Below are 13,725 nucleotides of genomic sequence, written 5' to 3'. Positions count from 1 at the left end.
TTACTTTCCCCATTGTTCCTGCGCCCGGTTCCGGGCCGCAGCATCCAGTTGGTTCGACCCCTTAGCGTAGCCGCTCGCTTCGGACGCGCGCACAAGTTTCAAATAGGCCAGAACACCCATGACCAGCCCTGCAAAAGCCAGAATGGCTGCAATTGTCACATGCCCGTCCGACAGGTCGTCCGACGTCAGAGCGATATATCCAAACGCCCAAAACCCGGCCCAGGCAATGACATTGGTGATGGCGATAAGTTTGGTCATGCCCTATACCCTCTCGATGATCTTTTCGCCGAACAGACCCTGCGGCCGGAAAACCAGGAAGATCAGCGCCAGTACATAGGCAAACCAGTTCTCGGTCGCCCCGCCCACCATCGGACCGATGGCAAACTCAAACAGTTTTTCGCCCACACCAATGATAAGGCCACCGACAATGGCGCCGGGGATCGAGGTGAAGCCGCCCAACATCAGAACCGGCAGCGCCTTGAGCGCGATCAGGCTCAGCGAGAATTGAACGCCCGATTTCGTGCCCCACATAATGCCCGCGACAAGGGCCACAAAACCGGCCACTGACCAGACCATCACCCAGATGAAGTTCAACGAGATCCCGACTGACAGCGCAGCCTGATGATCATCGGCCACCGCGCGCATCGCACGCCCTTGTTTGGTGTACTGGCTGAACGCCACCAGCGCCGCCACCAGCAATGCCGCGATCACTGTTGCAACAATGTCCAGATTGTCGATGAAGAAGCCGTAGCCAAAGATGTTGAACGTGCTCTCGTCGATCCAAAGGTTGATGCCCTGCGGAAGGCCCACGTCCAGCGTCTTGATTTCGGACCCCCACATCAGGTCTGCAACACCCTCAAGCAGATAGGCCAGACCAATCGTTGCCATGAACAGAATGATCGGCTCCTGCCCCACCAGATGACGCATCACAAAGCGCTGCACCGCCCAAGCCAGCAGAACCATCACCGCCATGGTCAGAATAATCGCCAGCAGCGCAGGCACGTTCCAGCCAAAATAGTGGATATGCGTGCCGAAGGTGGCGTTGATCAGATGCGCAAACGGCACCTGACCTTTCATGATCCCCACCAGAGTCATCGCCGCAAACAGCGCCATAACCCCTTGTGCATAGTTAAAAATCCCCGAGGCCTTGTAGATCAGCACAAAGCCCAGCGCGACCAAAGCATATAGGACCCCGGCCATCAGGCCATTCAGGATGACCTCCATCGCGAATACCAACTGATCAGGCATGTCCGCCCCCTCTCATGTCTGTCAGATGTTTAGTCATGGCTCACCCCCAGATAGGCGTCGATGACTTCCTGATTGTTGCGCACCTCATCGGGTGTGCCGTCACCGATCTTGCGGCCATAGTCCATCACCACCACGCGGTCGCTCAGGTCCATCACAACGCCCATGTCGTGTTCGATCAGCGCGATTGTGGTGCCGAACTCATCATTCACATCCAGGATAAAGCGGCTCATGTCCTCTTTTTCCTCGACATTCATGCCCGCCATCGGCTCATCCAGCAGCAGCAGCTTGGGCTCTGCCGCCAGCGCCCGCGCCAGCTCGACCCGTTTCTTCAACCCGTAAGGCAGGCGCGACACGGGCGTCTTGCGGATGTGCTGGATTTCCAGAAAGTCGATGATCTTCTCGACGGCCTCGCGGTTCTCGGTCTCTTCCGCTTCGGCCTTGCCCTTCCACCAGGCCTGCTGGAAAATGTTGGTCTTCATGAAGCCCAAACGCCCGGTCATGACGTTATCCAAAACGCTCATCCCCTCGAACAGAGCGATATTCTGGAACGTCCGTGCAATCCCCTGCTGCGCCACCTCAAAGGGTCGCATCTGCGGGCGTTTTGATCCGTGAAACCAAACTTCACCTTCCTGCGGCACATAGAACCCGGAAATCACGTTCAGCATCGAGGACTTACCCGCACCGTTCGGTCCGATGATGGCCCGGATCTCACCCTCGCGAATGTCGAAAGAGATATCCTTGATTGCCACCACACCGCCAAAGCGCAGGGTGATGTTCTTCATCTCCATCACCACACCACCGATCTTGCGGCCGTCTTCGGTGACATATCCTTCGGAACTATCCAGCATCAGATCCTCCCTGAGCTGCGAAATAACGGGACGGTGGGCGGGGCGATGACCGTCAGGTCGAGCGGCGCTCGAACGGCCCTCATTCCGCCGCAACCTTGTGCGAGGCCGCAGCAACAACCGGCGCGTCGACGATTTCCAGCGTGGCCGAGATCGACCCCTTCCGCCCGTCCTCATAGGTCACTTCAGTCGTAGTCGAAACGCTGGATGATCCGTCATAAAGCGCATCAATGATGTCGTGGAATTTCTCTTCCACAAAACCGCGCCGCACTTTACGAGTCCGGGTCATCTCACCATCATCCGCATCCAGTTCCTTGTGCAGAACCACAAAGCGATGCACCTGGCAGCCCGACAGCATCTCATCTGCCGCAACCGACTTGTTGACCTCTTCCACATGCGACTTGATCGTCTCTAACACGCGGGGATGACTGGTCAGTTCCTGATAGGACCCATAGGCAACATTGTTGCGCTCAGCCCAGTTTCCAACCGCCGTCAGGTCAATATTGATAAAGGCCACACAACGATCCTTGCCGTTGCCGAACAGAACAACCTCAAGAATATCGGGATAGAACTTCAGTTTGTTCTCGACATATTTCGGCGCAAACATCGACCCGTCGGCCATTTTGCCCACGTCCTTAGCACGGTCAATGATCCGTAAATGGCCGGACCCTTCCTCGATGAACCCTGCATCACCTGTGGCCACCCAACCCTCGGCATCCTTGGTCGAGGCGGTAGAGTCCGGGTTATTGTAATACTCGACAAACACACCGGGCGAGCGATAGTGAATCTCGCCCTTGTCGTCGATCTTCAACTCGACATCCGGCGCGGGAACACCAACCGTATCCGCGCGCACCTCGCCATCGGGCTGCACAGTGATGAAAACGGTCGCCTCGGTCTGACCATATAGCTGCTTCAGATTGATACCCAGCGAGCGGTAGAAATCAAAAATCTCAGGCCCGATCGCCTCACCCGCCGTATAGCCGACGCGGAACCGGCCATAACCCAGCGTATCCTTCAGAGGACCATAAACCAGCATGTTGCCCAGCGCGTATTTCACCTTGTCGCCAAACCCGACCGGCTTGCCATCCAGCAACAGACCGCCGACTTTCTTGGCGTGATCCATGAAGTGACGGAACATGCGCTTCTTCAGCTTGCCCGCATCCTCCATCCGGATCATCACATTGGTCAACTGCGTCTCAAACACGCGCGGCGGGGCAAAGAAATAGGTCGGCCCAATCTCGCGCAGGTCGGTCATCATCGTGTCGGCGCTTTCGGGGCAGTTCACGCAGAACCCGCACCAATAGGCCTGACCGATCGAGAATATGAAGTCGCCCACCCACGCCATCGGCAGGTAGGAGAGAATATCTTCGTTGCGGGTCAGATGGTCGAACTCAGCCGAGTTCTTGGCGCTTTCGATAACGTTGCGGTTCGACAGAACCACACCCTTGGGCTTGCCCGTCGTGCCCGAGGTATAGAGCATCACGCAAGTATCGTCATAGGTGATCGCCGCGATACGCTTGTCCAGTTCCGCGTCGAACCGCGCGTGTCCGGCGCTGCCCTCGGCCATGATGTCGTCCAGCGCGTTCATCTGGGAGTGGTCGTATTTCCGCATCCCCCGCTTGTCGGTGTAGAGGATATGCTTGACCTGATGCAGCCCCTGCTGAATCTCGATGACCTTGTCGACCTGCTCCTGATCGCCACAGACGACGAACTTCGCACCGCAGTGTTCCAGAACATAGGCCATCTCTTCCGCGACCGAGTCCTGATACAGCGGCACCGGCACCGCCCCCACCATCTGCGCGGCGACCATCGACCAGTAATGCGCCGGGCGGTTGCGGCCTATGACGGCGATATGGTCGCCCTTCTCAACGCCGATCTCCAGAAATCCCAACGCCAGCTTGCGCACCTCGGCGGCGGTTTCAGCCCAGGACCAGCATTGCCAGATCCCGAATTCCTTTTCCCGGTAGGCCGGGGCATCCCCGAACTGCGTCGCATTTCGATGTAACAGCGCCGGAAGAGATACCATCCCCTCCGCGCCCGACTGCATCTGAGCCAATCTTTTTCTCCTCCCCATCCGACCCCTCCCCGGGCCGGAACTGGCGGGTCCGGGTTGGTGCCCGAACGCCAATGCCCCGATTAAGAGACATGAGAACGATCAGCGTCAAGTTTTGCCTGATGTTTTCTCAATTCTTACGAATTGTAACAGTGGTGGAAGGGTGATGGATTGGATGGATCGCCGGAGCACATCAGTCACAATGTCGTCACCAAGCCACGATATTTCCGCGCGTTTTGATTATTAACTATTTCAGCGTACCCTGTTTCTTACTGCTTCAGTTGATGGTCACCACGGTTGGCCACAGTTTCGTAGGGGGGGAAACACATGTCTATCCAAAAAGCCGCAAGAGAATTCTTTGAGGTCTGCGATACAGGCAAAGGCTGGGACGCCTGCAAAAACTTTTGCCATGAGGGCGCGACGTTTTCAGCACAAGCCGACGCATTGGCCGACGTCACTTCCCTGGAAGGTTACGCAGACTGGATGAAAAACCTGCTGACTCCGATCCCGGATGGTCATTATGAGCTCAAATCATTTTCTGTTGATGAAGAGCGTGGAATTGCAAGCATATTTGCCGTGTTCCATGGAACTCATTCCGTGGATGGCCCAGTGCCTGCTACGGGAAAAACTCTGGCCGCGGAATACGTCTATGCCATTGAGTTTGACGGTGACAAAATCAAACACATGACCAAGATATGGAATGATGCGCATTCCTTGAAACAGCTCAGCTGGGCCTAATACTTTCGGAACAGGGCCACAGGTCACAGATCACGCAATTCCGGCCACCGCGTGCTCTCTTTTGGCCACAGGGGGCATGCGCCCTGCCGCGACACTACAACCAATCCCGCAGAATCGGGATCAACGGCACATCCGCTGCGGGCATAGGATAGTTCCGCAGATCATTAGCGCGGACCCATTTCAGCGCCTGACCTTCTTTTGATTGTGGTATCCCCTCCCATTTCCGGCAAGCGAACAGCGGCATCAACAGGTGGAAATCGTCATAGCTGTGGCTGGCAAAGGTCAGCGGTGCGAGGCAGGAGGCCCAGGTGTTGATGCCCAGTTCTTCCTCCAGCTCGCGGATCAGGGCGACCTCGGGGGTTTCGCCGGGTTCGACCTTGCCGCCGGGGAATTCCCACAGACCGGCCATGGACTTCCCCTCCGGGCGCTGCGCCAGCAACACCCGGCCTTCGACGTCGATCAGGGCGACAGCAGACACCAATACAGTCTTCAAGAGCGATAATCCGCGTTGATTTCGATATAGCCGTGGGTCAGGTCGCAGGTCCAAACGGTCGATGCGCCCTCACCCAGTCCCAGATCAACCGCGATCACCAGATCCTGACCTTTCATATAGGCGGCCGCGTCTTCCTCCCGGTAATCGGGGCTGACCCAGCCTTTCTCGGCCACCAGAATATCGCCGAAAGAAATACTCAGCAGGTCGCGATCCGCAGCCGCTCCGGATTTGCCAATGGCCATGACCACACGACCCCAGTTCGGGTCTTCGCCCGCAATCGCCGTTTTCACCAGTGGTGAGTTTGCAATCGCCAGCCCATGCACCTTGGCGTCCGCGTCCGAGGCCGCTCCGGTCACACGAACTTCTACGAATTTCGTGGCTCCTTCACCGTCGCGCACCACCTGCTGCGCAAGGTCCAGCATCACCGTTTCAAGCGCCTGCGCGAAGGCTGCGTTGCCAGTAGCATCCACGCCCGAGGCCCCGGTGGCGCACAGCAGCAAACCATCCGAGGTCGAGGTATCGCTGTCCACCGTGATGCAGTTAAACGTACGATCCGTCTGCGCGCCCAGCATGGACTGCAGCGCCGATTGTTCGACCTGCGCATCGGTGAAGATATAAACCAGCATCGTCGCCATATCCGGCGCGATCATACCGGAACCCTTGGCAATCCCCGCAATTGAGACTGTTTTACCATCAATCTCGACCTGCGCCGACGCCCCTTTGGGGAAGGTATCGGTGGTCATGATCGCCCGCGCTGCGTCCTCGATCGCGTGACGGCTGAGACCGGCCTTAAGCGTCTCAAGCTGCGATACGATACGATCATGGGGCAGCGGTTCGCCGATCACGCCGGTGGACGATGTAAAGACCCGCTCGACCGTGACGCCGGTGGCTTTGGACACGGCCTGCGTCACTTCGGCCACCGAGGTCTGACCGTAATGCCCGGTGAACGCATTGGCATTGCCCGAGTTGACAAGAATGGCCGCCGGGCCATCGCTGGCCCCACCGATCTTGTCCTGACAATCCAGCACTGGAGCGGCGCGGGTAGCGGATCGCGTAAACACACCCGCTACCGAGGTGCCGGGGTCCAGCACCGCCAGCATCACATCGGTGCGGCCCTGGTAGCGCACGCCAGCATCAACGGTGGCAAAGCGCACGCCGTCAATCGCGGGCAGGTCGGGAAATGCCGCCGGAGCCAGCGGGGACACTTTGGTAATCGTGGCCACCGGGTTTACTCCTGAATCAGGTCCAGCTGTCGAACGATACCCGGGGTCACGCCCTCGATTTCCGGGCGGTCGATCTGAGCGCTTTGCGTCAGCTCATCAATGCGGGCCTGAATCGCTTCGTTCTGCAAGGTCTGAGCCAGTTCTTCCCGCACAGCAGCCAACTCGGGTGCCTCGGTTTTGCGTTTGTCGTTCAGGATGATCACGTGCCAACCGAACTGAGTCTGCACCGGATCAGAAACTTGTTCTTTGTCCAATCCTACGACGGCTGTCTCGAATTCCGGAACCATCCGCCCTTTTCCGAACCAACCCAGCTCGCCCCCATTCGGGCCAGAGGGACCGGTCGATTTTTCTTTGGCGAGTTCCGCGAAATCCGCACCGTCATCCAGTTGCGACTTGATCTCGTTGGCTTCTTCTTCGGTTTCGACAAGTATATGGCTGGCGTTGAACTCATCTTCACCTTCGAACTCGGCGAACCGCGCGTCGTAGGCGGACTGAATCGCCTCGTCGGTGACCAGATCGCCGATCAAAGCGTTCACAGTCTGAACGGCCAGCAACGAGCGGGTTTCATTCGCCAGCGCCAATGCGTTCAGCTTGGTCAGCTCGTCCTGTTGCTGACCCAATAGCTGCTGCTGGATCAACTGTTCGATGATGAAGTCATACAAGACGTCGTCTTCAATCTGCTGATAATTCGCCGGAAGGGTCGCAACAGTGGCGATAACGTGACCCAAAGTGATCTCATCTCCGTTCACGCGGGCGACCACGGTGCTGGCGTCAGGCTTGGTTTCGGCGGCCAGCGGCAGGGCCAGCACGGCAGTCAGAGCCAGCGATGGCAGAAAAGTGAGGCCTTTGGGCATGGAATCATCCTATTTCTTTGCCACGACGGGGCGCAGCGTTGACACTGTGGAACCTGCCGCTTACATCGCTTTGAAGCCTTGGACAGGGCCGCCTTTCACCCCCCGTATCTATGGGTTGCGCGCAAGGTGGGCAAGCCTGTCGCAACCAAGACAAGAACAGATCCGCTGGAGTGAACATGCTGGGACTCGGAACGCTCGCCAAAAAGGTGTTCGGAACACCGAACGACCGCAAGATCAAGGCGACCCGCCCCCTGATCGAAAAGATCAACGCACTGGAGCCCGAGTTCGAAAAGCTCACCGATGAAGGTCTGATCGAAAAGACCGCCGAACTGCGCAAACGCGCGCTGGACGGTGAAAGCCTGGACGATTTGCTGCCCGAAGCCTTTGCCAATGTGCGCGAGGGCGCGAAGCGCGCGCTGGGTCTGCGGGCGTTTGACGTGCAGTTGATGGGCGGCACCTTCCTGCATCAAGGCAATATCTCGGAAATGAAGACGGGTGAGGGCAAAACCCTGGTCGCCACTTTCCCAGCCTATCTGAACGCACTGACCGGCAAGGGCGTGCATGTGGTCACGGTGAACGAATACCTGGCCAAGCGCGACTCGGAATGGATGGGCAAGGTGTTCGCCGCGGTTGGCATGACAACCGGCGTGATCTGGTCGGGGCAACCTGACGCCGATAAAAAAGCCGCTTATGGGTGCGATATCACCTATGCCACCAACAATGAGTTGGGCTTTGACTATCTGCGCGACAACATGAAATCGGACCTTGCCGAGATCTACCAGAAATACCACAACTTCGCGATTGTGGACGAAGTCGACTCGATCCTGATCGACGAAGCGCGGACACCGCTGATTATCTCAGGGCCGTCGCAGGACCGATCTGATCTGTATACCGCGATTGACGCGCTGATCCCTTCGCTGGCCGATGATCATTTCACGCTGGACGAAAAATCGCGAAACGTGACCTTCACCGATGAGGGCAATGAGTTTCTGGAACAGCAACTGATCGCCAACGGGCTGATCCCCGAAGGCCATTCGCTTTATGATCCCGAAAGCACGACCGTGGTGCACCATGTGAACCAGGGACTGCGCGCGCATAAGCTGTTTCAGCGCGACAAGGATTATATTGTTCGTGACAATAACGTGGTCCTGATCGACGAGTTTACCGGCCGTATGATGGCGGGCCGCCGCCTGTCCGAGGGTTTGCATCAGGCCATCGAAGCCAAGGAAGGCGTTCCGATCCAGCCCGAGAACGTGACGCTGGCCAGCGTGACCTTCCAGAACTATTTCCGCCTGTATGACAAGCTGGGCGGCATGACCGGCACCGCCCTGACCGAGGCCGAAGAATTCCAAGAAATCTATGGTCTGGGCGTGGTCGAAGTGCCGACCAACAAGCCGATTGCCCGCGTGGATGAAGATGATCAGGTCTATCGCACCGCGATGGAAAAATACGGCGCCATGATCGAGCAGACGAAAGAGGCGCAGGAGAAGGGGCAACCAGTTCTTCTGGGCACTACCTCGATCGAGAAATCCGAACTTCTCAGCCAGATGCTCCAGAAAGAAGGCATCGAACATAACGTTCTGAACGCCCGCCAGCATGAACAAGAGGCGCAGATCGTCGCCGATGCGGGCCGTCTGGGTGCAGTGACCATCGCCACCAACATGGCCGGTCGCGGAACCGACATCCAGTTGGGCGGGAATGTCGAGATGAAGGTTTTGCAGGCCCTGGCCGAAAACCCCGAGGCCGACCCGGCCGAACTGCGTGCAGCCGAAGAGGCGCGCCACGCTGAGGAAAAAGAAAAGGTACTGGCCGCCGGTGGCCTTTACGTGATGGCGTCCGAACGCCACGAAAGCCGCCGCATCGACAACCAGCTGCGTGGACGCTCGGGCCGTCAGGGCGATCCGGGCCGCACCGTGTTCTACCTCAGCCTAGAAGACGATCTGATGCGGATTTTCGGCTCGGAGCGGTTGGACAAGGTTCTGACCACGCTGGGCATGAAAGAGGGTGAGGCGATCGTCCACCCCTGGGTGAACAAGTCGCTGGAGCGCGCGCAATCCAAGGTCGAAGGTCGCAACTTTGACATGCGCAAGAACGTCCTGAAGTTTGACGACGTGATGAACGACCAACGGAAAGTGGTGTTCAGCCAACGACGCGAGATCATGTCTGCGGATGACCTCTCCGAGATCGTCTCGGACATGCGCGAGCAGGTGATCGACGACCTGATCGACGAATACATGCCGCCCAAAACCTATGCCGATCAGTGGGACACCGACGGTCTGCATGAGGCGATCAAGGACAAGCTGACCATCGACGCGCCGGTTCAGGACTGGGCCGCCGAGGAAGGCGTGGACGACGAACAGGTGCGCGAGCGTCTGGTCAATGCCGCCGATGAGATGATGGCGCAAAAGGCCGCCGCCTTTGGCCCCGAAAACATGCGCAACATCGAAAAGCAGGTTCTGCTGAACACCATCGACGGCAAATGGCGCGAGCACCTGCTGACACTGGAACATCTGCGCTCGGTCGTTGGGTTCCGAGGCTATGCCCAGCGTGATCCGCTGAACGAATACAAGAACGAGAGCTTCCAGCTGTTCGAAAGCATGTTGGACAGTCTTCGCGAAACCGTGACGCAACAATTGTCACGCGTGCGCCCGCTGACCGAAGAAGAGCAGCGCGAGATGCTGGCTCAGATGCAGGCGCAACAGGCGCAGGCTCAGCAAGCTGTCGACCAAGCAACCGAACAGGCCGAAGCAGTGGCCGAGGCCGAAGCCTCAGGCGATCCGCTCCCCGGGTTTGATGAAAACGATCCCAACACATGGGGTAACCCATCGCGCAATGACCGCTGCCCCTGCGGATCGGGCAAAAAGTTCAAACACTGCCACGGCAGACTGACCTGATTTAACCGGGTTCAGTCACAATGAGTCCGCGCCACGGCCACATATTGGCCGTGTTTCGGCTTAAACATCCGACTCGCTCCTTCAACTGGGGAGGGTGTTTTGTTTGTAATCAAGAACTACGTGACCACCGGGGGAACAGTCGCATGCGCCCTCGCCATTGGTTACTTAATGCAGAATGGAACACCTGCGCAGCCGCAAGGCACGCAGGTCGCAGCAAACTCGGCCTCGTATCAGAGTGTCGGGATAACCTGGCTTGAGCATATCGTTCTGACCTCCTCGGCTCCTTCCGGTAATGGCGCCAGCGAACCGCACTCTCAACGACACGTGGTCACGACCGCGCAATCGATCGCGGACAACAGCGATTGTGCCATCAGCGCACGCGCAGTTGCCGTTCCCGGTGCCGCCGCACATCTAAGCGTCATTGCCCCCTGCCACAGCAATTCGCGCATCGATGTCCACCACAGGGGTCTAACTGTCACCCAGAAGACTGACAAGAACGGCAAGGCAGACCTAACTGTTCCAGCCTTGTCGGAATACGCGATCTTTCTGATCTCGACAGAGGATCAACAGGGAACGGTTGCCACGACTCATATTCCAGAAATCGCGCATTACAACCGGGTCGCCCTACAATGGACCGGGCAGACCGATCTTCAGATTCATGCTCTGGAATTCGGTGCCAGCTATGGCGGCAAGGGGCATGTCTCAGCCGATCCTGAAACCCAGGGAATCGGCAAAGTCGTACATCTGGGGCACACCGGGATAGGCGATGCCAAAAACATTCAGGTGTATTCCTACCCGGCTGGCCAATCCGCCCAATCCGGTTCGATTGCCCTGTCCGTCGAGGCCGAAGTGACTGCCGAGAATTGCGGTCAGGAACTGGCCCTGCAATCGCTGGAGTTACGCGGCAACCGTCGTCTGCAGTCACGCGATTTGTCGCTGACTCTGCCTGATTGCGGCCAGTCTGGCGAGTTTCTGGTGTTGAATAATCTGCTCGAAGACCTGACAATCGCGGCCAAATAAAACGCAGGCAGGCTCGGGCTTTTGATGACTTTCTATCGTGTGGCGGTGGCCGCACTGTTTTCGGCGATATATACCCTGAATGCATCGGCGCAGGATATCTCTCTTACCTCCCATGACGGCAAGGTCGAGGTCGTGGGTAACCTGTTGGGATTTGACGGTGAATTCTATCGCGTGGATACGCAGTTCGGAGAGCTGACCGTAGACGGCTCAGGCGTCACATGTGCCGGGCCTGCCTGCCCCAGCCTCACGGATTTCGTCGCCGAGCTGCGCTTTTCCGGTGCATCGGTCATGGCGGAAAAAATCTTGCCCGAATTGATCATCGGCTTTGCCCGACAAGAAGGGTTGTCGGCGGCGCCTATTCGGGAATCCTCAGGCCGATTTTACTATGAGTTGAAAACAACTGATCGTGAGGCACCGCTTGGTCGGTTTTACTTTGACCCTGGTACTACAGCCCGCGGGTTTTCGGATTTCATTGAAAATGAAACCGACATCGTGATGGCCCTGCGTGAGATCACTTCCCAGGAACAAGAGGCCGTGCAGGACGCCGGACTGGGGGACCTTCGGCATAGTCGGCGTGCGCGGGTCATTGCATTAGACGCACTGGTGCCGATCGTGGCCACCGACAATCCTGTGGGACAGATATCCTTGGGGCAGCTGGTTCAGGTTCTGTCCGGCCAGATCGACAACTGGGTCGCACTCGGTGGTCCCGATGCGCCAATTTCCGTTCATATGCCCGAGGTTGGCTCAGGTTTGACTCAAGGTGTTGAAAAACAGCTTTTGCAACCCGCAGACGTTACGCTTGCCGACACGGTTATCCGACACAAACGCAGCACTGCAATGGCGCGGGCTGTTGCCAAAGATCCGTTTGCAATCGGGATCGCCAGCCAGGCCGAGGCCGGTGCGGCCCGCGCGTTGGCCCTGACCGGTGGCTGTGGTCATCCGCTGGCAGCCACGCGCCAATCTATCAAAACCGAGGATTACCCACTGACCGCGCCGATGTTTCTGTATCTGCCCAATCGTCGGTTGCCGCGAATTGGACGACAGTTTCTGGCCTATATCCAAGGCGCCGAAGCTCAGGATGTGATCCGGAATGCCGGTTTCGTAGATCAATCGCCCGAGTTGCTGCCTCTTAGCGCGCAGGGTGATCGGTTGGCAAACGCCGTGGCATCTGGCGCCTCAGAAGTCGGTCTGGACGAATTGCAACGGATGGTCGAAACATTACGGCCGCGATCCCGTTTGTCCTTGTCGTTTCGGTTCGAGGCAGGCTCCTCCCGACCGGACGCGCAATCCAGATCGAACCTGCTCCATCTGGCCCAGCTTTTGGAATCCGGCAAGTTTGATGGACGAACACTGACCTTTGTCGGATTCAGTGACGGAGACGGCGCCGCCACCGCAAACGCCCGGATTGCCGAACTGAGGGCGAAAACCGTCCGAAACGCGGTGCTCGATGCGGTTGAAACCAAAATCGCAGACAGCGTGACGCTTGAAGTTGATGGCTTTGGCGAGGCGATGCCCATGGCCTGTGACGACACTGAATGGGGTCGCAAAATCAATCGCCGGGTCGAAGTGTGGGTCGAGTAACCTTTACAAGTAACCTTCCGAACGAAAACTCAGTTCGTTTGATTTTCCGATGATCAGGTGGTCATGCAGAGTCAGGCCAAGCGCCAGACATACATCCTGAATCCGGTTGGTCATGTCGATATCCGACTGCGAGGGCGTCGGATCGCCCGACGGATGGTTATGCGCCAGAATGAGCGCCGAGGCGTTCAGTTCCAACGCCCGTTTCGCTACCTCGCGCGGATAAACAGGCACATGATCAACTGTGCCCTTGGCTTGTTCCTCATCCGCAATCAGGACGTTTTTACGATCCAGATAGAACACCCGGAACTGCTCGGTCTCACGGTGGGCCATTGTGGTGTGACAATAGTCCAGCAACGCATCCCAGCCCGAGATCACGTGCCGTTGCATCACCCGCGCGCGGGCCATGCGATGGGCGCAAGCCTCAAGGATTTTCAGATCAGTGATGACTGTATCACCTACACCCTTGATCTGACGCAGCCGTTCTTCGGGCGCGGTCAGCACGCGGTTGAAATCCCCAAACGTATCCATCAGCGCCCGCGCCAGAGGTTTCACGTCCTGCCTGGGGATGGACCGGAACAGCACCAGTTCCAACAACTCATAATCCGGCATTGCGTCGGACCCACCCGACATGAACCTTTCGCGCAGCCGCTTGCGATGGTCTTTTATATAGGAGGGCAATCGACCACTTGGCAGCGGCTGCGCGGACGCTTCGTCCGTTTCAAACAGCATCGGGGCTTCGGCAAAGGCGTCCTTGGTCATGTACCAACCCTGACGCC

12 protein-coding genes are annotated in these 13,725 nt (G+C 57.8%); 4 read left to right on the top strand and 8 right to left on the bottom strand.

What is annotated here, in order from left to right:
• The 4 genes from AC2TAD_RS16575 to AC2TAD_RS16560 form a co-directional block, all read right to left on the bottom strand.
• Positions 1 to 258, bottom strand: coding sequence for a hypothetical protein (locus tag AC2TAD_RS16575; RefSeq protein ID WP_480868986.1), 258 nt, complete (start codon positions 256 to 258; stop codon positions 1 to 3).
• Between the two features lie 3 nt (positions 259 to 261).
• Positions 262 to 1,248, bottom strand: coding sequence for a branched-chain amino acid ABC transporter permease (locus tag AC2TAD_RS16570; RefSeq protein ID WP_170755463.1), 987 nt, complete (start codon positions 1,246 to 1,248; stop codon positions 262 to 264).
• Between the two features lie 29 nt (positions 1,249 to 1,277).
• Positions 1,278 to 2,096: an ABC transporter ATP-binding protein gene (locus AC2TAD_RS16565; protein ID WP_170771453.1), complete on the bottom strand. Its 819-nt coding sequence runs from the start codon at positions 2,094 to 2,096 to the stop codon at positions 1,278 to 1,280.
• A 79-nt stretch (positions 2,097 to 2,175) separates the two neighbouring features.
• Positions 2,176 to 4,119, bottom strand: coding sequence for an AMP-binding protein (locus tag AC2TAD_RS16560; protein WP_480869039.1), 1,944 nt, complete (start codon positions 4,117 to 4,119; stop codon positions 2,176 to 2,178).
• 354 nt (positions 4,120 to 4,473) lie between these two features.
• On the opposite strand from AC2TAD_RS16560, the gene AC2TAD_RS16555 reads away from it, so the two are divergent.
• Entirely contained in the window at positions 4,474 to 4,884 is a 411-nt protein-coding gene (locus AC2TAD_RS16555) for an ester cyclase (RefSeq protein ID WP_480868984.1), read from the top strand.
• A gap of 94 nt (positions 4,885 to 4,978) precedes the next feature.
• Here AC2TAD_RS16555 and mutT read toward each other — a convergent pair whose 3' ends face one another.
• Genes mutT through AC2TAD_RS16540 form a run of 3 tightly spaced genes read right to left on the bottom strand, consistent with a single transcriptional unit; the run spans position 4,979 to position 7,454 of the window.
• Positions 4,979 to 5,377, bottom strand: coding sequence for an 8-oxo-dGTP diphosphatase MutT (gene mutT / locus AC2TAD_RS16550; RefSeq protein WP_170755464.1), 399 nt, complete (start codon positions 5,375 to 5,377; stop codon positions 4,979 to 4,981).
• Positions 5,374 to 6,600, bottom strand: coding sequence for a bifunctional glutamate N-acetyltransferase/amino-acid acetyltransferase ArgJ (gene argJ, locus AC2TAD_RS16545; RefSeq protein ID WP_480868982.1), 1,227 nt, complete (start codon positions 6,598 to 6,600; stop codon positions 5,374 to 5,376). Before argJ ends, mutT begins: the two co-directional genes overlap by 4 nt.
• 5 nt (positions 6,601 to 6,605) lie before the next feature.
• Positions 6,606 to 7,454 (bottom strand): peptidylprolyl isomerase, encoded by an 849-nt coding sequence (locus tag AC2TAD_RS16540; protein WP_480868981.1) that lies wholly within the window; start codon positions 7,452 to 7,454, stop codon positions 6,606 to 6,608.
• A 176-nt stretch (positions 7,455 to 7,630) separates the two neighbouring features.
• Between AC2TAD_RS16540 and secA the strand changes: the two genes are divergently transcribed.
• The 3 genes from secA to AC2TAD_RS16525 all read left to right on the top strand — a co-directional run bounded on the left by secA (position 7,631) and on the right by AC2TAD_RS16525 (position 12,949).
• A complete protein-coding gene (gene secA, locus AC2TAD_RS16535; protein WP_170755467.1) occupies positions 7,631 to 10,348 on the top strand; it encodes a preprotein translocase subunit SecA in 2,718 nt (905 codons plus the stop codon).
• Positions 10,349 to 10,447: 99 nt separating this feature from the next.
• Positions 10,448 to 11,368 carry a hypothetical protein gene (locus AC2TAD_RS16530; RefSeq protein WP_480868979.1) on the top strand — a complete coding sequence of 307 codons (921 nt, stop codon included), beginning with the start codon at positions 10,448 to 10,450 and terminating at the stop codon, positions 11,366 to 11,368.
• Positions 11,369 to 11,392: 24 nt separating this feature from the next.
• The gene (locus AC2TAD_RS16525) at positions 11,393 to 12,949 is read left to right on the top strand and encodes a substrate-binding domain-containing protein (protein WP_480868977.1); all 1,557 of its coding nucleotides are present in this window, start codon (positions 11,393 to 11,395) and stop codon (positions 12,947 to 12,949) included.
• A 3-nt stretch (positions 12,950 to 12,952) separates the two neighbouring features.
• On the opposite strand, the gene radC is transcribed toward AC2TAD_RS16525, so the two are convergent.
• Complete coding sequence (radC, locus tag AC2TAD_RS16520) at positions 12,953 to 13,708, bottom strand: RadC family protein (RefSeq protein ID WP_480868975.1); 756 nt, start codon at positions 13,706 to 13,708, stop codon at positions 12,953 to 12,955.
• Positions 13,709 to 13,725: the final 17 nt, after the last annotated feature.

It is taken from the genome of Ruegeria sp. HKCCD7628 (genome assembly GCF_057221005.1).
This window is presented reverse-complemented; position numbering and strand designations above follow the sequence as displayed.